The 21,661-nt window shown below is 42.1% G+C and carries 24 protein-coding genes and 1 riboswitch; of the genes, 9 read left to right on the forward strand and 15 right to left on the reverse strand.

Annotated elements, in window-relative coordinates; all coding sequences use genetic code 11:
* Window positions 1-132: 132 nt before the first annotated feature.
* From rplI to rpsF, 4 genes are read right to left on the reverse strand one after another with little or no spacing between them, the layout of a single operon-like run.
* Complete coding sequence (gene rplI, locus ACO05V_RS18975) at window positions 133-576, reverse strand: 50S ribosomal protein L9 (RefSeq protein ID WP_421855294.1); 444 nt, start codon at window positions 574-576, stop codon at window positions 133-135.
* Window positions 577-598: 22 nt separating this feature from the next.
* Window positions 599-1,459 (reverse strand): hypothetical protein, encoded by an 861-nt coding sequence (locus ACO05V_RS18980; protein WP_421855297.1) that lies wholly within the window; start codon window positions 1,457-1,459, stop codon window positions 599-601.
* A gap of 21 nt (window positions 1,460-1,480) precedes the next feature.
* Window positions 1,481-1,711, reverse strand: a complete 231-nt coding sequence (gene rpsR / locus ACO05V_RS18985) for a 30S ribosomal protein S18 (protein ID WP_012071134.1) — start codon at window positions 1,709-1,711, stop codon at window positions 1,481-1,483.
* Window positions 1,712-1,734: 23 nt separating this feature from the next.
* Window positions 1,735-2,139 carry a 30S ribosomal protein S6 gene (rpsF, locus tag ACO05V_RS18990; RefSeq protein WP_012071135.1) on the reverse strand — a complete coding sequence of 135 codons (405 nt, stop codon included), beginning with the start codon at window positions 2,137-2,139 and terminating at the stop codon, window positions 1,735-1,737.
* A 299-nt stretch (window positions 2,140-2,438) separates the two neighbouring features.
* On the opposite strand from rpsF, the gene ACO05V_RS18995 reads away from it, so the two are divergent.
* The 3 genes from ACO05V_RS18995 to ACO05V_RS19005 all read left to right on the forward strand — a co-directional run bounded on the left by ACO05V_RS18995 (window position 2,439) and on the right by ACO05V_RS19005 (window position 4,134).
* Window positions 2,439-2,783: a MipA/OmpV family protein gene (locus ACO05V_RS18995; protein ID WP_421855301.1), complete on the forward strand. Its 345-nt coding sequence runs from the start codon at window positions 2,439-2,441 to the stop codon at window positions 2,781-2,783.
* Window positions 2,759-3,172, forward strand: coding sequence for a MipA/OmpV family protein (locus tag ACO05V_RS19000; protein ID WP_421855304.1), 414 nt, complete (start codon window positions 2,759-2,761; stop codon window positions 3,170-3,172). The genes ACO05V_RS18995 and ACO05V_RS19000 overlap by 25 nt, the downstream gene beginning before the upstream one ends.
* Window positions 3,173-3,240: 68 nt before the next feature.
* Window positions 3,241-4,134 carry a DMT family transporter gene (locus ACO05V_RS19005; RefSeq protein ID WP_421855307.1) on the forward strand — a complete coding sequence of 298 codons (894 nt, stop codon included), beginning with the start codon at window positions 3,241-3,243 and terminating at the stop codon, window positions 4,132-4,134.
* A 9-nt stretch (window positions 4,135-4,143) separates the two neighbouring features.
* Here ACO05V_RS19005 and ACO05V_RS19010 read toward each other — a convergent pair whose 3' ends face one another.
* The 8 genes from ACO05V_RS19010 to hldE all read right to left on the reverse strand — a co-directional run bounded on the left by ACO05V_RS19010 (window position 4,144) and on the right by hldE (window position 13,107).
* Window positions 4,144-5,010: a DMT family transporter gene (locus ACO05V_RS19010; RefSeq protein ID WP_421855310.1), complete on the reverse strand. Its 867-nt coding sequence runs from the start codon at window positions 5,008-5,010 to the stop codon at window positions 4,144-4,146.
* A 105-nt stretch (window positions 5,011-5,115) separates the two neighbouring features.
* Window positions 5,116-5,829, reverse strand: coding sequence for an ATP-binding cassette domain-containing protein (locus tag ACO05V_RS19015; RefSeq protein ID WP_421855313.1), 714 nt, complete (start codon window positions 5,827-5,829; stop codon window positions 5,116-5,118).
* The gene (locus ACO05V_RS19020) at window positions 5,816-7,147 is read right to left on the reverse strand and encodes an ABC transporter permease subunit (RefSeq protein WP_421855316.1); all 1,332 of its coding nucleotides are present in this window, start codon (window positions 7,145-7,147) and stop codon (window positions 5,816-5,818) included. Before ACO05V_RS19020 ends, ACO05V_RS19015 begins: the two co-directional genes overlap by 14 nt.
* Before the next feature lie 6 nt (window positions 7,148-7,153).
* Window positions 7,154-7,381: a hypothetical protein gene (locus tag ACO05V_RS19025; protein ID WP_421855319.1), complete on the reverse strand. Its 228-nt coding sequence runs from the start codon at window positions 7,379-7,381 to the stop codon at window positions 7,154-7,156.
* A 41-nt stretch (window positions 7,382-7,422) separates the two neighbouring features.
* Window positions 7,423-8,436, reverse strand: coding sequence for a thiamine ABC transporter substrate binding subunit (gene thiB / locus ACO05V_RS19030; RefSeq protein WP_421855322.1), 1,014 nt, complete (start codon window positions 8,434-8,436; stop codon window positions 7,423-7,425).
* Between the two features lie 81 nt (window positions 8,437-8,517).
* Window positions 8,518-8,637: riboswitch (TPP riboswitch) on the reverse strand.
* A gap of 22 nt (window positions 8,638-8,659) precedes the next feature.
* A complete protein-coding gene (locus ACO05V_RS19035) occupies window positions 8,660-9,886 on the reverse strand; it encodes a 3-deoxy-D-manno-octulosonic acid transferase (protein WP_421855325.1) in 1,227 nt (408 codons plus the stop codon).
* 2 nt (window positions 9,887-9,888) lie between these two features.
* Window positions 9,889-11,679, reverse strand: coding sequence for a lipid A export permease/ATP-binding protein MsbA (gene msbA, locus ACO05V_RS19040; RefSeq protein WP_421855328.1), 1,791 nt, complete (start codon window positions 11,677-11,679; stop codon window positions 9,889-9,891).
* Window positions 11,680-13,107, reverse strand: a complete 1,428-nt coding sequence (hldE, locus tag ACO05V_RS19045; protein ID WP_421855331.1) for a bifunctional D-glycero-beta-D-manno-heptose-7-phosphate kinase/D-glycero-beta-D-manno-heptose 1-phosphate adenylyltransferase HldE — start codon at window positions 13,105-13,107, stop codon at window positions 11,680-11,682.
* 96 nt (window positions 13,108-13,203) lie between these two features.
* On the opposite strand from hldE, the gene ACO05V_RS19050 reads away from it, so the two are divergent.
* The 4 genes from ACO05V_RS19050 (at window position 13,204) to ACO05V_RS19065 (ending at window position 17,165) form a co-directional block, all read left to right on the forward strand.
* Window positions 13,204-14,352 carry an AGE family epimerase/isomerase gene (locus ACO05V_RS19050; RefSeq protein ID WP_421855334.1) on the forward strand — a complete coding sequence of 383 codons (1,149 nt, stop codon included), beginning with the start codon at window positions 13,204-13,206 and terminating at the stop codon, window positions 14,350-14,352.
* Between the two features lie 65 nt (window positions 14,353-14,417).
* The gene (gene rfaD, locus ACO05V_RS19055; RefSeq protein WP_421855337.1) at window positions 14,418-15,365 is read left to right on the forward strand and encodes an ADP-glyceromanno-heptose 6-epimerase; all 948 of its coding nucleotides are present in this window, start codon (window positions 14,418-14,420) and stop codon (window positions 15,363-15,365) included.
* The gene (waaF, locus tag ACO05V_RS19060) at window positions 15,358-16,380 is read left to right on the forward strand and encodes a lipopolysaccharide heptosyltransferase II (protein WP_421855340.1); all 1,023 of its coding nucleotides are present in this window, start codon (window positions 15,358-15,360) and stop codon (window positions 16,378-16,380) included. The genes rfaD and waaF overlap by 8 nt, the downstream gene beginning before the upstream one ends.
* Window positions 16,377-17,165 (forward strand): glycosyltransferase family 2 protein, encoded by a 789-nt coding sequence (locus tag ACO05V_RS19065; protein WP_421855343.1) that lies wholly within the window; start codon window positions 16,377-16,379, stop codon window positions 17,163-17,165. Before waaF ends, ACO05V_RS19065 begins: the two co-directional genes overlap by 4 nt.
* A 3-nt stretch (window positions 17,166-17,168) precedes the next feature.
* Here the strand turns inward: ACO05V_RS19065 and ACO05V_RS19070 are convergent, their stop codons facing one another.
* On the reverse strand, window positions 17,169-18,266 hold the full coding sequence (locus ACO05V_RS19070; protein WP_421855346.1) for a glycosyltransferase family 4 protein: 1,098 nt from the start codon (window positions 18,264-18,266) through the stop codon (window positions 17,169-17,171).
* A 19-nt stretch (window positions 18,267-18,285) separates the two neighbouring features.
* Window positions 18,286-19,302, reverse strand: coding sequence for a glycosyltransferase family 9 protein (locus ACO05V_RS19075; protein ID WP_421855349.1), 1,017 nt, complete (start codon window positions 19,300-19,302; stop codon window positions 18,286-18,288).
* Window positions 19,303-19,543: 241 nt separating this feature from the next.
* Here ACO05V_RS19075 and ACO05V_RS19080 point away from each other — a divergent pair, with 241 nt between their 5' ends.
* Window positions 19,544-19,861, forward strand: a complete 318-nt coding sequence (locus ACO05V_RS19080) for a hypothetical protein (protein WP_421855351.1) — start codon at window positions 19,544-19,546, stop codon at window positions 19,859-19,861.
* Between the two features lie 74 nt (window positions 19,862-19,935).
* On the opposite strand, the gene ACO05V_RS19085 is transcribed toward ACO05V_RS19080, so the two are convergent.
* Entirely contained in the window at window positions 19,936-20,772 is an 837-nt protein-coding gene (locus ACO05V_RS19085; RefSeq protein ID WP_421855354.1) for a sulfurtransferase, read from the reverse strand.
* A gap of 118 nt (window positions 20,773-20,890) precedes the next feature.
* Between ACO05V_RS19085 and ACO05V_RS19090 the strand changes: the two genes are divergently transcribed.
* A complete protein-coding gene (locus ACO05V_RS19090; protein WP_421855357.1) occupies window positions 20,891-21,655 on the forward strand; it encodes a TlyA family RNA methyltransferase in 765 nt (254 codons plus the stop codon).
* Window positions 21,656-21,661: the final 6 nt, after the last annotated feature.

Genomic DNA, 21,661 nt, shown 5'->3' on the forward strand with positions numbered 1-21,661 from the left:
CATACAAATACAGAAAAAATACAGAAAGATTAGCTTATCACGCCAACAAAAAAAGGGCATCTTGCAAAGCAAGATCCCCTTCTCTTATTTAAGAAAGATTCACACCTTTCTTAAGCAATTTACCGAAGTAAATTACTCAGCGATTACTTCTAAAGTAACCGTTACAATAACTTCAGAATGAAGTTGAACGTCTACTTCGAAAGAACCTGTGTGACGAATCGCGCCTTCTGGAAGACGGATTTCAGCTTTCTCTACTGCTACTTGCGTAGAAATAGCATCAGCGATGTCACGAGTACCGATAGAACCGAAAAGCTTACCTTCATCACCAGCATTTGCAGAGATAGTGAAAGTTTTACCTTCTAGCGTTAGAGCACGAGCTTCAGCAGCCGCTTTACGCTCTGCAGCTTGCGCTTCAAGTTCAACACGACGCTCTTCAAAGCTAGCCAAGTTAGCTTTAGTAGCCATTACTGCTTTTTTGTTCGGAATCAAAAAGTTACGAGCATAGCCTGGTTTAACAACTGCAACGTCACCAATACCGCCTAGCTTGTTTACTTTGTCGAGTAGAATAACTTCCATCTCGATCACCTCTAATTAATCATTAGCTATCACTTGAGTTGGACGCTTTACCCTGTATTCTAGAACGAATATTAACAAAACTATCAATCACACAAAGCGCGACGAGTATATTTGCAAAATACACATTCAGAACGAAAAAACCTACAAGATAAAATGCGATTAGTCCAACAACCCCAATTTCTTTTTTTGCTAAAACACCATGTACTAGAGCAAGCCCCGGCAACACCAAAGCAGGTACAGCAGCTTGGGATAAAATACTAAAGGATCCGCCTAAGCTCTCCCCTATTAAAATCATTCCACCCAATACTAAACTAAACGCTACTGGCAATCTTAACTGATGAAATTCAGTACGCAATCCGCCTGGATTATAGAGCCCTGCTTGCCATTTTCTCGCCAAAAACAAAGAGAGAATAGCAATGACCACTTGGAAGATGGATATTGCCATCACCGCTTGGTTAAAAATTAAATTTCTGTCAGGAACTTCAACACCTTCCTCCGTCAAAACATTCTGAACCAACGTCACCGCCAAATTCAAAATATTTCCCATCAAAAGAGGCTGAAGCAAGGAACTAATAACCGCCAAAAAGCTGCCGACTAGCAGTACCCAACTCCATGACACCGTTGATCTAAGTAAATAACTCAACAGTATCACATCAACTAACACCATAAGTGCCGTTGCATCTCCTTGAAGTATCCACACCACAAGTGCAGGTAAACAACCCCAAGCTAATACAGATATTCCTTCTCTTATACCTTTGCGAAGTACCACCAATCCTAAGATTGCAGCAGCCAGCCAAAACATCACAGGAATCAGACCAAACACCATCACACCAATAATGGCATTCAAGCGTTTTTTCATTACCCATTTAGCTAAACCACTCATAAAAGCACTTCTTTCAGCCTATTAATTAAAGTGGCTGTCAGTGTAAGGAAGAATAGCAATGTAGCGAGCGCGTTTGATTGCAGTCGCTAGCTGACGCTGGTAACGAGCCTTAGTGCCAGTAATACGGCTAGGTACGATTTTACCAGTTTCAGTGATATAACCTTTCAGTGTGTCTAGATCTTTGTAATCGATCTCTTTAACGCCTTCTGCTGTAAAACGGCAGAACTTACGACGACGGAAAAAACGAGCCATGAGTGTCTCCTAATAAAAATAGATTAATCTTCAGATTCTTCAGATACTTCGTCAGAATTGTCGTGGTTACGCTCTTCACGCTGAGGAGCAGAACGACGATCTTCACGACCTTCAGAAGCTTTAATAGGAGATACGTCAGTTACCGCTTCTTTACGACGAATCACCAAGTTACGGATGATGGCATCGTTGTAGCGGAAAGTGTCGTTTAGTTCAGACAAAACACTGTCAGAACACTCAATGTTCATAAGAACATAGTGTGCTTTGTGAATTTTGTTAATTGGGTAAGCTAGTTGACGACGGCCCCAATCTTCAAGACGGTGAACTTGACCACCATCTTCAGTGATTAGATTAGTGTAACGCTCTACCATTGCTGGTACTTGTTCGCTTTGATCTGGGTGAACCAGAAAGACGATTTCATAATGACGCATTTAAGCTCTCCTTATGGGTTCTTAGTCTCCACGCTCCCCCTGTTAAAAAAGCTGTGAGACAAGGAGTATTGATTTACAGGGACGCGCATTATATAGCACTCGTGGACAATAAGTAAACGAAATACATGCCAAGATAAAAAAAGCCCCAATATAGCTCCACATAAGCCCAAACAATCTAGGCTTAACAAAGACAAACCCACTATTTGATAATTTATTTTACAGTTTAAATAGAAGCCCCTAGAATCAATGTAATAAAATCAAGGTCTATTAAATCTACTCATCATTAAGATACGGACATTATGAAAAAAGTATTATTAACAATCTGCCTTTTTATGCCTCTTACTGTGTTAGCTGAGACTCAACTAGGATTCATTGGCGCTAAGTCGCAATCTGTTTATAAAGCCACAGATTCCAAGTCCGTTTCTCTTCCCAATGTGTCCTATGAGGGCGAGAATTTTTTCTTAAGATTGCCAGAGATTGGCTATCGCTTTTTTCCAAGGCGTTCCTTTCAAAACGTTGCGGTTGGCTTGACTTACGAAATCTCGAAATTTGACCCTGACGATTCTCATGATGCAAACATTCGCAAGTTAGACGATAGAGACGACAGCGTCATGGCGTCATGGCGTTCGCATCCTATCGAATAGGTTTTATCAGTACTAAGTTGTCACAAGATATTAGCGGCAAACACGATGGCTATTCGGCCAAAATTTCGGCTGGAGTTCCTTTCCCAGTAGGAACATGGAGAGTCATTCCTTCCATATCTTATGAGTTTATCGACAGCAAAATGGGTAATCACATGTTTGGCGTCTCGCAACAAGAATCTACTAACACTGGCGGTGTCATTCCAGCTTATGACACAGGCTCGGTGTCCAGAATTCAATATGGCGTAAGAGGCATCTACCCAGTTTCGAAAAGCACCAACATCATGCTCGGTATTAGCCATACAAAATACGACGATGATATTCTCAAAAGCCCTATTATCGAAAACGATGAAATCACCTCTTTTCTTGCCGGTGTTCTGTTTTCTTTTTAGCCGGTCAAACACAAAGACGTCATTCAGCAGAAATAGATCTGCGGTTTTAGACCGCTTGGAATTACATCATGAGCAAACCCTCCAACAACACCCAAGCCATGCTATTTGGCCTTGGGGCTGTTCTACTGTGGTCAACGGTTGCTACTGCTTTTTCTATCTCGCTCAAACACTTTTCTCCAACGCAGCTCCTTCTGGTTGCAAACATTATCTCACTGATATTTTTAACAACACTCCTTGTACTGAAAGGCGAGTCGCCACAACTCGTTCATTTTGCCAAGCAATCATGGAAACCGTCTCTATTTTTTGGCGCGATCAACCCATTTCTTTATTACTTAATATTGCTGCAAGCCTACAACACACTTCCAGCTCAAGAAGCACAGGCTATTAATTACACTTGGGCTATCATGCTTAGCTTTATGGCGGTACCTATCCTTAAACAACGCCTTAAAACGGCTGACTACATCGCTGCTGCCGCTTGCTATTTTGGAGTGCTTTATATTTCCACCCGCGGACAAATAGGTTCATTAGAATTTTCCAATCTATCAGGTGTTGCTTTTGCATTATTAAGCACCATTATTTGGGCATTTTATTGGCTACTGAATACAAAAGACCAACGACCTAGTCTGATCGGACTCACCCTAAATTTCGCTTTTGCTTTACCGTTAATCACACTTTATGCTGGCGTAACGGGTGAGCTCAGCCACTGGGATAATAAAGGCTTATGGGGGGCAATTTATATTGGCTTATTTGAGATGGGACTGAGTTTTGTACTGTGGAATAAAGCCCTTAAATTAACGTCTAATGCCAGCCAAGTAGCGAACTTAATATTCCTTTCTCCATTGCTCTCTATCGTTTGGCTTTCACAATTTGCCGGAGAACCCATTCTAAACTCAACACTAATTGGTTTAGCCTGTATCCTGGTCGGTCTATTCATCCAAAACGCGTCAAAAAGAAAGAAATAATAAAAAACCCTAACCTCGGTTTTTCGCCATCCGAGTACTGATCAAAATACTCAAGAAGATAAGTAGCATGCCTATAATGGCATAAATATCCGGCACATGACCCCAAACAACCAAGCCCCAAAAGCCACTAAACACCACGCCAATATAACTAATAGGTGACACAATACTCGCTGGTGCATATGTATAAGCTTTATTATAAAGATACATACCAACATACAAAGTGATGGCAACCACAGCCACCAGCGGCCACACGCTCATTGGCACACTCAAGGATTCACCTTGCAATAACGTCAAAGGCAGAGACAACAAAGTCGACACTAAAAAATAGACAAATAACGTTTCTTGCCCTGACACTTGTTGAGACAACATTCGAGTCGTCACCATAGACAATGCCAAACCAATCGCTGAGGCAAATCCAACAAGATGCCAAGGATTCAAATTATTGGGGGTAGGATGAATGACAAATGCCACTCCGACAAAACCAATAATAAGCGGCAGCCAACGAGCCTTTGGAATCCGAATTTTATGCAACACCAAGACAACAAAAGGAACACACAAAGGCGCACAGGTTCTGAGCAGAGAAGCCTCTACTAAAGGAATATGATTTAGCGACCAATAATAAAAAAGGAAACCAATAAAACCACCAAAACTGCGTAAAAAGTGTATTTTCCAAACCGATAAAGGTCTTTTTTGCCAACGCCCACGCATTTGTGGCAAGAGAATTAAGGTACAAAATACACTCTGCCAAAAAACCAAGGTTGATACCGCAATCATGGTTTGCGCCTGCTTCGCCGCCAACGCGGTAAGTGACATAACAAACGCATAAGCGATTGTCATTACTATGCCTTTTTTTAATAGCTCATTATCATCAAACACTATGTCGCTCTTTCAATTTAAATAAAAATTCAAGAAACCATCACCAACAGGAATTAACAATTAACCTAATAAGACTATCTTGTCGAGTAATTAGATACTCCGCTATCAGGCACTATGTTCTTGAGTACTAGGCACACCAAGATAACGAGAAAAAAGTGGATGTGGTTCAGTTTGAGATAAAACAGATACGGGTTCGTGAGCCGTGATACAACCTTGCTCAATCAAGATAACTCGTCCGCCGACCAAGGTCGCCTCTTGAGGTAAATGAGATACCAGCAAGGTCGTCAAGCTAAGCTCTTGAGTCACGTCATTCACCAAATAAAGCATCTCTTCTCGCAAGGCAGGATCCAACGCGCTAAAAGGCTCGTCCAATAATAAGACCGGCTTATTCCTCACCAAGGCACGAGCAATGGCCACTCGCTGAGCTTGTCCGCCCGATAGCGCTTGTGGATAGCGATCTTTTTTATCAACAAGTTGTGTCTTTTCTAGCGCCCAATGTATTTTGTTTTTTTGCTCATGATTCAAAGTAAGAGAAGGAGAAATGCCAATGGCGACATTTTGCCAAACCGTAAGTTGAGGAAATAAATTATCACTTTGAAACAAGGTCGAAATAGGCCTTTCATAGGCGGGCAAAGACAACAAGGAATCTTGGTTAAAAAGTAATTCGCCACGCCCCGCAATAAATCCCCCCAATAAATGCAAAAGTGTGCTTTTCCCTTCACCACTACCGCCCAGCAAAGTAGTGACACCTGGTAAAATATCCACACAATAATGGGCGTGAAAACTTTCCCAATCATATTGAAGGTTAATTTTTAACACGTGAACTTACTCCACCAATAAAGCGCGATGAACAGTAAAACAAAATCAAACACATAGAAATTAATATCACGGCAACGCAAGCGCCCTCTTCCAACCGATAAGAACCAATTAATTGAAATAAATACAAAGGCAACGACACCAAACCTTGACTACCAAACAACGCAATCACGCCCATATCCCCCAAAGACAATAACAGCGCATAGCCAAACGCCTGTCCGATACTGGTTCTCATCAAAGGCCACTCCAAGCGCCATCGAGACCAAGATTGGACCCCTAAACTCAGATAGACATTTCGAAATCGTCGCTCTTGCTGATACATCACCGGCATCAAAGCTCGCAGTACAAAAGGCAACGCCATAACCGCATTGACCCAGACAACAATCCAGTAACTCGATTGAAGCCCCCAGCCAAGGTCCCGCAAAAACATAAACAACCCGGTCGCAATAACCAACCCCGGCACCATGAGAATCATATTACCCAAATGCTCAATTTTATTCGGCAAAAATGCCAAATACTGACGTACCATACAAAACCGCGCCAAAACGCCAAAACACCAACCAAGCAATAAACTCACAGAAGCTGCTGGCAATGCAATTTGTAAAGAAATCAATACCGCCTGCCAAAGCGCCGAAGACTGCAAAGTCGTTAAAAAAACAGGAGAGAAAATAGGATCGAAGATTGCTAAGAAAGGCGGAATAACCAATACAAATGCACAACACAATGCAAGGCAATCGGCTAATTTGGCCCATACAGAATCTTTAATGGAATAGCTGGTTACCGCCAACAAACTCACATCTTGACGAGTCACCGGAGCAATACGATATACGACGACCGCAAACAGAGTACATATAGCCACTTGCAGCAAAGCTAAAAAGCTAGCTTTATTCAGATCAAAATCAAATCGCAACGCCTGATAAATCGCTACTTCCAAGGTGCTAAATTTTGGCCCTCCACCTAAACTGAGCACCACAGCAAAGCTCGAAAAGCACAACATAAAAATCAGTACAAAGGCACCCGGTAGAACTTTTTTTACATAATGCCATTCGATTAGACAAAAGGCAGCCCAGCGAGTAAAACCAAGTTGCGAAGCCTGACGCCACTGCCCAGAGGGAATCAAGTCATACCCTTGTAACAAAAGTCGAACGGCTAATGGCATATTAAAAAACACATGGGCAAGCAAGATACCCACCAAACCATACAAGGGAATTTGCACGCCAAATAATTGGTTCAGCCATCCGGTACGACCATAGACAACGACCAAACCCAAAATCGCTACAATAGTCGGCACGACCATAGACACAGAAAACAATTGCAACAAAGCGGCTCACCCATAAAACTGACGATGGACAAGACAAGAAGCAACAGGAAGAGCAATCAGCAAACTTATACCGCTACTTAACAGCGCTTGCCACAAAGAAAAGCGCACGACACGCCATAAATAAGGCTGCTGTATATAGCCAAGCCAAGAGTGTAATTCACCATAACGCAAAAGAGCCGCCAAACTGGCAGCTCCCATTAACAAGAAAAAACCGACACCCAAAAGTGCCGGCAATAACCTTCTGGCCGTTCGATAAGAAAACAATTTAACGTCTGTTATCGAGTCGTGGCATTTAACCACTCGTCAACCCAAGCTTTACGATGTTGCACCACGTCTTTAGCTGGCAAAACCAAATTCTTAGCAGGCATTAAAGCACTATCAAAAGCCGCCGGTAATTTTTCATCTAACTTAACCACTGGCAACATCCAATTTCCCGTTGCAACCGTCGATTGGAACCCCCGCTGCAAGATAAACTGCATAAAACGCTTAGCCAAAGCTGGATGCGGTGCATCCTTCATCATCGCCGCTACTTCAATTTGTGGATAAAGCCCTTCACTTGCCATAATCGCCTGATACTTATTCTCCCCTTCTACAACAACATGGTAAGCAGGAGACGTGGTATAACTAAGCACCACATCTGCTTCGCCTTTCAAAAATAAACTATAAGCATCGGACCAGCTTTTCGTTACGGTCACCGTATGGCTAGCCAAACGCTCCCATGCATCAGCAGCGTTATCACCATAAACCGACTTCATCCATAACAACAAACCAAGCCCTGGCGTACTGGTTCTCGGATCTTGATAAATAACACGAAGGTTTTGATCACCGACAATGTCTTTTAAGCCTTTTGGCGGATTCTTCAAGGTCTCGGAATTATAAACAAAAGAAAAATGACCTTGATCAAATGGCACAAACATCTTGTCTGTCCAACCGCCCGCAATCGTGACATTCGAAGTATCTACCGAATGCTCAGCAAGCAAACCTGTCTGTTTTGCGGCTTCCATTAGATTTAGGTCTAACCCCAAAAGTACATCAGCTTGTGACGATTTACCTTCTAGCTGCGCACGAGACAAAATACCAACCGAAGAGTCCAACGCAACAAAATTCACCTCACAATCGCACTCTTGTTCAAAGTTGGCTTTTATCTTAGGACCGGGCCCCCAATCAGAGGCAAATGAATCGTAGGTATAAACATTGAGAGTGTCTTTTGCTAACGCAACAGGGGAAAGCGCTAAACCAAAACTAACCATTGAGGCAGTAAATAAGGTTGTTAACGAAAATATGTTCAAAATGTGTCGCTCCTAAATAACGTGAGCGGCGTACAGGGGAAATGGCAAGTGGCAATTTTGGGGATTACGATTTAGCTATAATCTGACTTGCTATCTCGATTCCTACGCCAGCATGATCTGGATCAGGTTCGGTGGGTTAGCAGACAATCCGCTTCTCAGCTTTAACATTTACTAAATGCTAAAGCACCCCATGAGATAATGAGCGTTTATTGTAAAGAGTCGATCAACGGAAGTCCATTTCAGCAAGTACTCTTGTAACAGCACCTTGGTTTTTTTCTGCGAAACGCAACGCCGTTTGACCAAGACGGAAACGCTGAGACGATTGCCCAGCAAGATCCAAAACCACTTTTTCCAATTGCGCTTCATCCTGACAACGAATGGCGCCATTAACCTGCAAAAGTTGCTCGGTAATATCCATAAAATTAAAGGTGTAAGGACCAATCAAAATTGTTTTGCCAAGCAACGCTGGCTCAATAGGATTATGACCACCACGTTTAATCAAGCTACCACCCACAAAAGCCATATCAGATGCTTGATAGTAATACATCAACTCTCCCATAGAGTCGCCTATAACCACATCAAAATTAGTCCATTGATCTAATGGCGTTTGACTACGAAGCCCCACTCGCTCAAAAGACTGCAAAGCCAATGCTTGTACAGCTTCAAAGCGCTCAGGATGACGGGGAACCAATATCAACAAAGCATCAGGGTATTTTTGTTGTAACACCTTATGAATGCGCAAGAGCATTTCATCTTCGCCTTGATGTGTGCTTCCACCCACCCAGACAAACCGAGAGCCTAGCTGTCCACGCCAGTTAGCTTCGAAAACCTCTGACGGCACAGCAAGATCGAATTTGATGCTTCCAGCCACCAATACCTTTTTTGCGCCCAGTGCCTCAAAGCGTGCTGCATCAGCTTGCGCATGAGCCAAAAAACAGTCAGGCAACGCAAACAACGGACGCGAAATAATCGAAAACTTCTGATAACGCTGGAAAGAGCGTTCACTCAAACGAGCATTCACTACATCTACACGTAATCCTCGTTGCTTAGTCAGTTGCAACAAGTTAGGCCAGAGTTCGGTTTCAACAACCAATAAGTGCTTGCAAGTAAGCTTTTTAAGCGCCCGTTTAACGCTTGAGCGCCAATCCATTGGCAAATATCTATGCTCTGCAAAAGGAAAAGTTTTTACCACTTGCTCAGCGCCAGTCGGCGTCATTGTGGTAATTAACAATCGCTGTGTAGGGCATTTTTCGCGCCACTGAAGCACTAACGGACGTACAGCAAGCACTTCGCCCACAGACGCACAATGAATCCACAAATCTGCTTCAACAGATGGCCAAAAGCCAAACGCTTCTTGCGCACGATAATGTTGATACGTTTTCTTAAAACGCCGGATTTTAAATAAAATTACCGGCGTAAATAAAACAAATAAAGAACGGTACAACCACATAATTAAGTAGTCGTCTCAGTAAATTGCTGGTTATGAAGCTGCGCATAAGCGCCATTCAAGGCTAACAACTCGCTATGTGAACCTCGCTCAATAATCTCACCATGATCCACCACCGCAATGATGTCGGCATTTTCAATAGTCGATAATCGATGGGCAATAGCAATAGTTGTACGATTTTCCATTAGGTTGTCTAAAGCAGACTGAATCGCTCGTTCCGATTCTGTGTCTAACGCTGAGGTCGCTTCATCTAAAATTAAGATAGGTGCATTTTTCAAAATAGCTCGTGCAATGGCGATACGCTGACGCTGACCACCAGACAACAGCACGCCATTTTCTCCAACCATGGTGTCTAAACCCTGACCAAGTTCTTGAATAAAGCCCCAAGCATTAGCCGCTTTAGCGGCTTCAATAACTTCTTCATCACTTGCTGTACGCAAATAACCATAAGCGATATTTTCACGAATCGTGCCGTTAAACAGCACAACTTGTTGATTGACCAAGGCAATATTAGAACGAAGTTCGGTCAATTTATAATCATCAATAGAAATACCATCGATACTCAAAGCACCTTTATTAATATCGTAAAAACGCGGAATCAAATTCGCCATAGTCGATTTACCACTGCCAGAGCGACCCACTAAAGCCAATGTTTTTCCCGCTGGCAAGGATAAGTTAATATTGTTCAAAGCGTATTTTTCAGATCTAGGATATTTGAATGACATAGAATCCCATTCAATATTTCCTTTAAAGCGAGTCGCAGACTTCTCGCCTTTATCAACCTCCTCTTGCAAATCTAAGAAGTCAAAAATGCTGTAAGAAGCGGCAATACCTTTTTGCAAGATGCTGTTTACTTCAGTTAGCTGACGAATAGGTTTTCCCAACATACCGGCGGCAGTCAAAAAGGCAATAAAGTCACCAGGAGACATATGTGAGCTAATTGAAGGGCTTAAAGCAAACCAAATCAAAACCGCCATCATTATGGCTAGAATAAACTGAACGATAGGCACGTTAAGTGATCTAGTCATTTCCATTTTTAGTTGAGAACGACGATTTTCACTAGCGGCGTCACGAAAACGAGCTATTTCATATTGACTACCGCCAAATATCTTAACGACTTCATGACCTTTGATGGCTTCTGATGCCACATCCGTCACGCCGCCCATCGCATCTTGAATTCGAGTGCTTAATTTACGAAAACGCTTAGACGCGTAAGAGACTAATAGGCCAATTAAAGGAACAACCAGCAGGAACAACAAAGACAATCGCCAGTTCATATAAATCATATAACCCAATAAACCAATAACCGTTAAACCTTCACGCAATAATACGCGAATTGCTTGGGTTATAGAGCCGATTACCTGCTCGGTATCATAGGTTAACTTGGCAAGTAAACGCCCTGTAGGAACAGAGTGATAATAGCTGGAAGGCAAAAGCACCAGCTTATCAAACATGCTGGTACGCAAATCAAACACCACATTGTTCGCCACTTTCGCCATAAAATAGTTGCCTAAGAAAGTACCAATACCTCTAGCGATAAAAATACCCAAAATAGCCAAGGGAATTAATAGGCGACTATCTGTAATACTTCCTACCGATACGGTGTCTACAATATGCTTTAACAATGCCGCTAAAGCCGGCTCCATCGCAGCATATATAACGTATCCAATGACACTTAAAAGCAAATACAACCAAGAGGAGCGTACGTATCCTAATAAGCGAAAGTACACTTGCATCCCAGTAGGAGACGCTTTTGGAGTAGTGCTATCGACTTCAATACTGTCTTTATCTTGCATTTATAAATTCGCTTTTTCGATAATAGCAGTGGTCGAATAGCCATCAACAAATGTCAATACTTTCACTTCACCACCATGAGCCAAAACATGATCGGCACCAACGATTGTTTCTATGGTGTAATCCCCACCTTTAACCAAAACATCCGGCGTTAAAAATTCAATAATTTCTTTTGGCGTATCTTCATCAAACCAAGTCACCCAATCAATCGCCCCCACACCTTCAAGCACAGACATGCGATGAACTAAGTTATTAATCGGACGTTTTTCACCTTTGAGGCGTTTAACTGATGCATCGGTATTAACAGCTACAATCAAACGATCTCCTAGCGCTTTCGCCTGCTTCATATAAGCAATATGACCGGGATGAAGAATATCAAAACAACCGTTAGTGAAGACGATTTTTTCACCATTCATTTGCGCCAGTTTAATTTGTTCAAGCAAATCATCCGGCGAAAGCACGCCAAAATTCGTACTGTGCGAACGTTGGAACATAATCGCTTCAAGCCGTTCAGCACTGATGGATGCCGTACCTAATTTTCCAACCACATAGCCAGCCGCTTGATTCGCGTATTCAACCGCATCAATAAAACGCTTGCTGGTCACATAAATAGCAGTGAGAACAGCTACAACGGTATCACCAGCACCAGTCACATCAAACACTTCTTTTGCCGCGGTAGCGAGTGAGAAAGGAGGTTTATCATCACTCAATAAAATCAAACCATCTTCACCACGAGTAACCAACAATGCCTTCCAACCGAATTGCTCTCGAAGGGCCTTTGCTTTCTCTTCCAATTCTTTCGTTGAACGACATTTACCCACAATCGTTTCAAACTCAAGAAGATTAGGCTTAACAAGCGTTGCCCCTTGATAAATCGAGAAATCATTGCCTTTGGGATCGACAAAGCTTGGCACGTTCGCTGCGTTGGATAGCTTTATCAGAGACTGAACGTCGGCTAGACAACCTTTTGCATAATCAGAAAAAATAACGGCGTCCGAATCTGGCAAACACTCTTCGACGACTTTTGCCAATGCCTCATTCTGAGAAAGACTGTCTTCGCGCTCTTCGAAGTCTAAACGAATCAGTTGTTGATGACGGCTCATCACGCGTAATTTAGTGATAGTTGGGAGTGTTTCAGAACGTACAAATCGACAAGTAACACCAACCTCTTCTAGGCAACGGGCCAATATATCGGCATTTTCATCGTTACCAACCACACCAACAAGCGTGACAGGCACACCTAATTTGGCTAAGCCAAGCGCGACGTTTGCGGCGCCGCCAGGACGGTCTTCAATTGCAGAAACTTTTACCACTTGAACCGGAGCTTCAGGAGAAATACGAGAGGTGCCACCATGCCAGTAGCGATCTAACATCACATCCCCAACAACAAGGATATGTTTATCTTTAAAATTCAAATACGAAGAGTTCATAGGCACATAATAATCGATTTTTAGAGTCGCTCATCTTATCATACTCCCTCGCCAAGTTGGACATACCTAAAACATACGAAATAAGGCTTTTATACAATGCTGAATTCCGCTCTATTATCTAGCCAATCGTTCTTATTTAATGAACTTTTAAACAATTGGTCTCGTTATGGTATCAACAAGGAAAAAGGTTACAGCTACGAAAGTATGAATCATGACTGGACAAGCAATAATGTTGGTCGTGTTCGTTTATTAACTCAATGCCGTCAGTTATATACTTTTAGCCATGCTTGCCAAATAAAGAACACGCCAGAATGGCAGGCCATGCTAACCCCGCTTTTCGACTTCATCACTTCTCATTATTATATCGATGAGCGCTGGATTTTCTCATTAAATGACGACCTTTCGATAAAAGACACACAATCAGATGCGTATGCTCTTGCCTTTATACTGCTTTCTTTTAGCCATTATTACAGGGCAACAAAGGATGATCGCGCTCTTTCTTATATGAAAAAAACGCATCTTTTTTTATTAGAGAAGATGCAAGCACAATCAGGCGGCTTCTATGAATCCTATCCGGTTGATAGCACACAAATCCGCCGCCAGAACCCACATATGCATTTACTAGAAGGCTATGTTGCCGCTTTTGAAACAACGCAAGATAAAGACTACAAAGAAGCCATTCAATCGTTGCTTTCTCTGGCTCTTGAGCACTTTTATCACAAGGATACTAAAACACTGCGTGAATTCTTCAGCACCGACTGGAGCCTAGATGCTAAAACAGGCCACCAAGTAGAACCTGGGCATCATTTCGAGTGGGTCTGGTTACTTTATCAAGCGAATAAAATACTCCCAAATTCTGATTATACAGATTTGGCCCAGAACTTATGGCGAGTCGCTGCACGTCACGGCCTTGCAGAAAATGGTGGTATCTACAACCAAATTGACGGCAATACTTATCAGCCTCTTGATCAAGAAAAACGTATCTGGCCGATCACCGAATATCTAAAAGCAATCACAGTCATGCCGATTGGAAAAGAGGAAAAGATAGATCGCTTAGAAAAAGCAATCAATTATGCTCAGCAACACTATTTCTTACCGAATGGTCGTTGGAATGAGTATCTTAACGAAGACAATACTCCAAAAGACTTCCCGCTTCCCGGCACTAGCAGCTATCATATTTTTCTCGGCTTAACAGAAGTGATAGCATGGGCCAAATCATACAACGGTTTTCAGGATTCTTTTTAGGTTTAACTTGTGACTCAGAAGTAAACTTAGTAGAGACAAACACTCGATTCTAGGACAAATGTATTATGTATATAGTAACTGGCGGTGCCGGATTCATTGGCAGCAATATCATCAAGGCATTAAACAATAAAGGCATTAAAAATATCCTTTTGGTTGATGACCTAACAGACGGAAAGAAATGCCTAAATCTATCTGATCTTGATATTGCAGATTATATGGACATGTACGACTTCTTAGACGCTATCAAGAATGACACATTAGGCATTAATCCCATTGCGGTTTTCCATGAAGGAGCTTGCTCAGCGACCACAGAATGGAACGGTAAATACGTCATGGACGTAAATTATCAATACTCAAAAGCGGTATTAGATTATTGCTTGAAGCATGATGCAGCATTTTCTTATGCATCTTCCGCCTCTGTTTATGGTTCAGGCCCTATTTTCCAAGAATCTCGCGAGAACGAGAAACCGCTTAACATGTACGCGTATTCCAAGTTTCAGTTCGACCAATACATTCGTGCTATTTTGCCTAAAGCGAAAAGCCAAATTGTTGGTTTCCGCTATTTCAACGTATATGGGCCTCGTGAACAGCATAAAGGCAGCATGGCTAGCGTTGCTTTTCATCTTCGCAACCAAGTACTTGCTGGAGAGAATCCAAAACTTTTTGGTGCCTACGATGGTTACGAAGCAGGCGGTCAAAGCCGTGATTTCATTTATGTTGAAGATTTAGTTAATACCAAACTTTGGTTCCTCGAAAACCCAGATAAGTCAGGTATTTTCAATTTAGGTACTGGTAAAGCCGAGCCTTTCCGTACTATTGCGGAAACTGTCATTGCTCACTACAAAAAAGGTGAGATCGAATACATTCCATTCCCAGAGCACCTAAAAGGCGCTTACCAAAGTTTCACTCAAGCTGACATCACCAAACTTCGTGAAGCTGGCTACGAAGGAAGTTTCCGTGGATTAGCGCAAGGCGTTCAAGATTATTTAGGTTGGCTCGATACAAATGGCTAAATATTTAATTGTTGGCCCATCTTGGGTTGGCGACATGGTCATGGCGCAAAGCCTCTTTATTACGCTCAAGCAGCGTGATAAAGAGGCGATTATCGATGTTATCGGCCCTAACTGGTCTTTGCCTATTTTGGCTCGAATGCCAGAAGTACGGAATGCAATCACCTTACCTACCGGCCATGGAGAATGGGGAATAAGTACCCGCCGTAAGCTAGGACGCTCCCTTCGCTCAGAACATTATGATCAAGCCATTGTTATGCCTCGTTCATGGAAGTCAGCACTGGTTCCTTTCTTTGCCAATATTCCTCACAGAGTCGGCTTTAAGGGCGAACAACGCTATATCCTGTTAAATGAACGACGCAAGTTGGATAAAAGTATTTTAAACCAAACCGTAAAACGCTTTACGTCTCTAGGGCTACCTAGCGAATTGGCTTATCCTCCAATTGAGATACCTTCTCCAGCATTGCGTGTTGACCCAGTCAATCAAAAACACCTTTATGAGCAACATAATTTATCTGATAGACCCGCAATCGCTCTTATGGCTGGCGCAGAATTTGGCCCGTCCAAGCAATGGCCTATCGCTTATTTCCATGAATTAGCCAAAAGCGCTGTTGAGGCGGGCTACCAAATCTGGATATTAGGTGGGCCAAAAGACCAAACTGATGGTGACAAAATTGTGCAAGGACTGGGTGAATTTGCCATAAATCTATGTGGAAAGACTCAATTAGTAGACGCCATTGACTTACTTTCTGCGGCTGAAAAGGTTGTTAGTAATGATTCTGGACTAATGCACATTGCCGCTGCCGTTGGAACGGAAGTTCACGGCATTTACGGCTCAACCAGTGAGTTATTTACACCACCATTGACTGAAAACAAGACCATTCATAATCTCCACCTTGAATGCTCTCCTTGCTTTAAACGCAACTGTCCCCTTGGGCATACTAACTGCCAAAAACAATTGCTTCCAGAAAGGCTAATTAACGCTTTAAACCTGTCTTCTTCGGAACCTAATCTATGACGAGCCAACCACAAAAAGCGACCTTGTCTGCTGCGCTCATTGTTAAAAACGAGTCTAAAAACTTAGAAGCATGCTTGAGCAGTTTAGCTGGCTGGGTCGACGATATCGTGATTCTTGATTCAGGCAGTAATGACAACACTCAAGAAATTGCAGAAAAATACACAAAACATTTTTATGTAAAGTCAGACTGGCAAGGTTTTGGGCTACAAAGACAAGCCGCTCAAGAATATGTCACCACAGACTATGTGTTCTGGGTTGACGCTGACGAGGTCGTTACGGAAGAATTGAAAAGCAGTATTTTAGATGCTGTGTCTCAGAATAAAGACAAAACAGCCTACAACATTAATCGAAAAAGTTGGGTATTCGGACGCTTTATTGAACATTCTGGCTGGTATCCAGATCGCGTGACTAGGCTTTATAAAGTGAACGAAGGAAATTATTCGGACGATCTAGTACACGAAAAAGTGCTTCTAGCGAAAGATGTCACACTTGAATCATTAAAGGGCGATTTAACACATTATACCTACGATGATCTTCATCACTACCTAGTCAAATCAGCGTCTTATGCAAAATTATCAGCAGATCAAAAAGAAAAACGCGGCAAAAAAACATCCCTTAGCAATGCTTCACTACACGCATTCGCCTGCTTCGTAAAAATGTATGTAATAAAACGTGGATTTCTCGATGGTAAGCAAGGGTTTCTACTTGCCGTATTATCGGCGCACTCCACTTTTGTGAAATACGCCGATCTTTGGATTCGCTCGCAAGCTAAGCGCCCCGACTAATTATCAGCAAGTTTTATAAATTTCTAACAAGGTATCAACGTGCTTTTTCTGATCAAAGAATTCGCAAGCACGTTTTCTCGCCATATTCGACAAACGATCTCTTTCATCACTACTAGAACTCAGATTGTCTATCGCATTGGCAAAAGCTTGGGGATCAAAGGGATCCACAACAACCCCCGTGTCTTCTAAAAGCTCAGGAATCGCGCCATGGCTGGAACCAACAATGGCTTTTCTTGCTGCCATGGCTTCAATGACTGTCAATCCGAATGCTTCATTGTGTGAAGGAATCACCACGACATCAACGGTCTTCAACAAGATGTCAGGCTTATTGGTGAAGCCATAAAACGTCACTTTATTCTGTAAATCGTTTTCAGTAACGTAAGACTGAAGCATCTGCACATATTCTGTAGAACCACCCGTTTCAGCAGTCAGTCCACCAACTATAATGAGATGCGCTTGACCTAGCGTTAGTTGTTTAAAGGCTTTCAATAATTCTAGATGCCCTTTGCCATTTGACAGGCGACCAACAATACCAATTAAAATAGTATCCGAAGGCAATGACAACTCAGCCTTTAAATCAAGCTCAATGTCTTCAACTTCGGTGATGTCTGTTCCGTACCACAATCTCTTTATTTTACTTTCTGGCATAGGAAGCGCTTTAACATTTCTAGCACGAGTGAAGTTACTAATTGATATAACCAAATCCACATTTCGGTAAATAAAACGATGGTAAAAATCTCTTTTTGATCGCTTTGCCCCCATGTGATCAGTATAAAGCAATTTAAAGCCACACAGTTTTTTCAATAAAACAGCCAGCGTCAAATCACTGGATTTGTGGCAGTGAACGATTTCAATCTCACGCTGCTTAATCCATTTCGCAATACTCAAAAGCTTTCGATAACCTTCACCACGACTGCCTAATGATAAAGTACTATCAAATATCTCTACCATACGTGCATTCGTTGGCGTACCGGCTTGCCCCATGCCATAAACCTTACAACCCTGAGACATCATCGTAGCCCCGACTCGCATAGGGTACATTTCCAACCCGCCAAAGCCAGTTGAAAGGCAAATATGAAGTACATTCATCTTATTAGACATTTTAAAAGCATTTCCTAGATTAGAGATTTGTATACCAAGTTTCTATTTCTTCAAACAAACTTGTTACATCAAGGTCAGCCAAAGATGCCTCTGGCCCACTCGTGGTAAAAGGTAACCAACGACCTTCTGTATTAAGCGTTTTCCAACGCAACGGTTTAGCTGAACGTTTATTGGGATAAAAGCCAATTGTCGGTACATCCATCGCACCAGCAATATGTAATGGCCCTGTTGACCCAGCAACAAACAAGTCAGCGGTTGCAATAGAACACATAAAATCAGCAATGCCGTCATTTTTATCATACAGACTAACGTAACTGACCAAACCTTGCAGTGCGTCTACTAAAGATTGAGAAACTGGCGCCTCACCTGGACCAGCCGTAATAACAAAATGAAAACAGTCGATGCTGTCTAAAAAGCAAATCAGCTTCACCCATTGCTCTTGCGTAAGCGTATTAGAAGAACCGCCTGTTACGGGATGAACAAAACACAATTTACGATCAACGGCTACACCGATATTTTCAAGTTTACTTAACTGCTTAGTTAAATTATCAGGCGTGTAGGCAAACATAGGAGCCGTTGTTTTTTGAACCGTACCGCCTAGAACCTTAATAAAGTAATGCGCAAGATCTAGGTTATATTCAAATTCAGGCTTAAGTGATTTAGAGCGACGCTGACGTAGTGTATGAGTATATAAGAATTGAACCCACTTTGTGGCTGGAGCAACACGCACAGGTATTTTAGCTTGTCGAACCACGGTGGCATTATAAGTATCGGAAAATAAACAAATCGCAGCATCAAAGGAACGCGACTTAAGCTCTGCAATTAAGGCTTTTTTATTGTCGGGATCTTTAGAATCGATAATAACGTCATCAATCCAAGCAAAAGACTGAGCAATCTCTTTTGTATAATTGGGAACTAAAGCCGTCAAAGTAGCATCCGGAAAAGCAAGCTTTATGGCACGAATCGCTGGCAAAGCAAGGACAAAGTCACCAATTTTATCGTTACGAACCACTAAGATTTTCTTCACTTCCGACATAAACTAACTTCCTAACATTAAGCTCTTGGCATTTGTCTATTAATGGCTTATTAATAGATCACTACCTTTACAAGGCTTAAAATTTTGTTATACAAAAAATGAGAGCTAAATCGGAAAAATAAATGCTCTACAAAGCGAAACCAAACACATTTTAAGTAGGTTCTTTTGCGCTTTCAATAAAAAGTGTAGGCAAAATCCAGAAGTCACACTAGTCTATTAGAAAAACAACAAGGAGTTCTATATGAAGTTTGAACTGGTCGATCGTCAAGGCTATATCCCAGATCTTAATTATGGAGAGTCAGGACAAGAGCTTTCTTGCTTTATCCCCAGTGACTACCCATTCCAGCAAATCAGCTACAATAATGGCGAAGGCGAAGCCATTATTGACAAGCACACATGGCACTTTTTCTTTACTCAAGAAGGCATTGGCATCAAATTAATGGACGGCATAGTAACACTAAAAGAAGCCGAACATCTTCTACTTGCAGTTAAATCGCACATCTGGGGGGAAACACATCAACAAGTACAAATTTTCATGGCAGGAGCAATGCCAAAGTAATCTGCCTTAGCCAAACAACTGAGCCTCAACAGGAGGCTAAGTTGTTTCAAATTAAGGCCGAAAAAACCGCGCCATCACAAAGCTGTTGCTCGTAACATCCTTTTTGACCATTGGCTCCAAGACCCAACATAAACTTGTCTTGCTTCTATACCTGCGTAATTTAAGGCCAATACATTATGGCAAGCCGTCACACCTGATCCGCAATAATACACGTAAGCATCGCTGCTATTTGATAACCAGTCTTGCCATTCCACATGCAGTTGCTCGGCAGGCTTAAAACAAGCATTTGCATCCAAATTGTCTGAAAATGGACGATTAATAGCACCTGGAATATGTCCGGCAACAGGATCCATGGTTTCGTTCTCTCCATGAAAACGATCTGAAGACCTGGCATCCACCAGTTGAAATTGATTCGTTTCAAAGTTTTCCACTATCGCTTGTTCGCTAACCGCCCAAGGGAAAGAAACCTCAATTTTGTCAAGTGTTGCTTTAGCTGTGTCCGGCGTTAATGAAACATCTCTCCCCTCTCTTAACCATTCGGGAAAACCACCATTCAAAACGCGTACATCTATGTTTTGCTGACTCAGCATCCACCAAGCACGTGCAGCAATCGCACCTCCCATATCATCGTACACAACAACTTGGGTATTAAGATCTATCCCCCAAGCTTGTAACTGTTCTGAAAAAACGGCTCCATCTGGCAAAGGATGTCGACCAGTCAATTCTGTCTCTGATGCAGCCAATTCATGATGAACATCTACAAAAATAGCGCCCGGAATATGGCTCTTCTCGTATTCCGACTTACCTTTTTCGTGATCGGTCAAATAGAATCGACAATCTAAAACAACCACGTTAGATTGCCCAAGCAATAGGGCCAGTTCATTTGTATTAATCAGTGTTTTTAATAGCACAGGCTTTCCTCAGACAATCATCAGTGGTCATAACAAGACCTTTTCTATTTTTTAAATCTACTTTGATTATTCATTTTTTGCTAATATTCGCGGCTATTATCTTACTGCCGAGTTTTCTATGTTACGTATCGACCTAATCCTTACCGAACAAGGCCTTGCTAAATCTCGCTCGCAAGCACAAACCTTTATCAGTGAAGGACGAGTCTCATACAAACAAAACGAGAAGTGGATACAAGTCACCAAACCTAGCTTAAAACTACCATCTGATATTGAGCTAAACATCACCTCAGACGAAGCCGACAAATATGTCTCTCGTGGGGCTCTAAAACTTGAAGGTGCTTTATTGCACACCCAACTAAATATCGAAGGGTTCCATGTATTAGATATCGGCCAATCTACCGGAGGCTTTAGTGATTGCGTTATTCAACATAATGCGGCGCAGGTTGTCGGAATAGAAGTGGGCCACGATCAATTAGATGCTCGTTTAAGAGACCATCAAAAGATCGTCTGCTTAGAAGGTATCAATGCTCGAAACTTGAGCGTTGAAGATCTAAAGGGACACTTTCCAGAAAACGGCTTTGACCTTGTCGTTATGGATGTTTCTTTTATATCACAGACTAAGATTTTGCCACGGCTTCCGAGTTTACTGAGAAAAACCGGACACCTGATCACATTAGTAAAACCTCAATTTGAAGTCGGAAAAGAATTCATTGGCAAAGGTGGAATAGTAAAAGATAAACAACGAGTGGATCAGCTTGAACAAGACATCAAAGCCTTTGTCACAGCATTGGGATTCGAGGTGAAAAGCTACATTGAAAGCCCAATCAAAGGCGGAGATGGTAATCAGGAATTTTTACTTTGGGCCATTAAGATAGAAGCCTAAGGCAAA

This window comes from Marinomonas sp., from assembly GCF_965225885.1.
Classification (GTDB): domain Bacteria; phylum Pseudomonadota; class Gammaproteobacteria; order Pseudomonadales; family Marinomonadaceae; genus Marinomonas.

Excerpts from the sequence above, each read along its gene's own strand:
- ACO05V_RS19090 (WP_421855357.1), top strand. The coding sequence starts at position 20,891 with ATGTTACGTATCGACCTAATCCTTACCGAACAAGGCCTTGCTAAATCT.
- msbA (WP_421855328.1), bottom strand. The coding sequence starts at position 11,679 with ATGCAAGATAAAGACAGTATTGAAGTCGATAGCACTACTCCAAAAGCG.
- ACO05V_RS19005 (WP_421855307.1), top strand. The coding sequence starts at position 3,241 with ATGAGCAAACCCTCCAACAACACCCAAGCCATGCTATTTGGCCTTGGG.
- ACO05V_RS19075 (WP_421855349.1), bottom strand. The coding sequence starts at position 19,302 with ATGTCGGAAGTGAAGAAAATCTTAGTGGTTCGTAACGATAAAATTGGT.
- ACO05V_RS19070 (WP_421855346.1), bottom strand. The coding sequence starts at position 18,266 with ATGTCTAATAAGATGAATGTACTTCATATTTGCCTTTCAACTGGCTTT.
- ACO05V_RS19035 (WP_421855325.1), bottom strand. The coding sequence starts at position 9,886 with ATGTGGTTGTACCGTTCTTTATTTGTTTTATTTACGCCGGTAATTTTA.
- ACO05V_RS19000 (WP_421855304.1), top strand. The coding sequence starts at position 2,759 with ATGGCGTTCGCATCCTATCGAATAGGTTTTATCAGTACTAAGTTGTCA.
- ACO05V_RS18995 (WP_421855301.1), top strand. The coding sequence starts at position 2,439 with ATGAAAAAAGTATTATTAACAATCTGCCTTTTTATGCCTCTTACTGTG.
- ACO05V_RS19050 (WP_421855334.1), top strand. The coding sequence starts at position 13,204 with ATGCTGAATTCCGCTCTATTATCTAGCCAATCGTTCTTATTTAATGAA.
- ACO05V_RS19065 (WP_421855343.1), top strand. The coding sequence starts at position 16,377 with ATGACGAGCCAACCACAAAAAGCGACCTTGTCTGCTGCGCTCATTGTT.
- rfaD (WP_421855337.1), top strand. The coding sequence starts at position 14,418 with ATGTATATAGTAACTGGCGGTGCCGGATTCATTGGCAGCAATATCATC.
- rplI (WP_421855294.1), bottom strand. The coding sequence starts at position 576 with ATGGAAGTTATTCTACTCGACAAAGTAAACAAGCTAGGCGGTATTGGT.
- rpsR (WP_012071134.1), bottom strand. The coding sequence starts at position 1,711 with ATGGCTCGTTTTTTCCGTCGTCGTAAGTTCTGCCGTTTTACAGCAGAA.
- rpsF (WP_012071135.1), bottom strand. The coding sequence starts at position 2,139 with ATGCGTCATTATGAAATCGTCTTTCTGGTTCACCCAGATCAAAGCGAA.
- ACO05V_RS18980 (WP_421855297.1), bottom strand. The coding sequence starts at position 1,459 with ATGAGTGGTTTAGCTAAATGGGTAATGAAAAAACGCTTGAATGCCATT.
- waaF (WP_421855340.1), top strand. The coding sequence starts at position 15,358 with ATGGCTAAATATTTAATTGTTGGCCCATCTTGGGTTGGCGACATGGTC.
- hldE (WP_421855331.1), bottom strand. The coding sequence starts at position 13,107 with ATGAACTCTTCGTATTTGAATTTTAAAGATAAACATATCCTTGTTGTT.
- ACO05V_RS19080 (WP_421855351.1), top strand. The coding sequence starts at position 19,544 with ATGAAGTTTGAACTGGTCGATCGTCAAGGCTATATCCCAGATCTTAAT.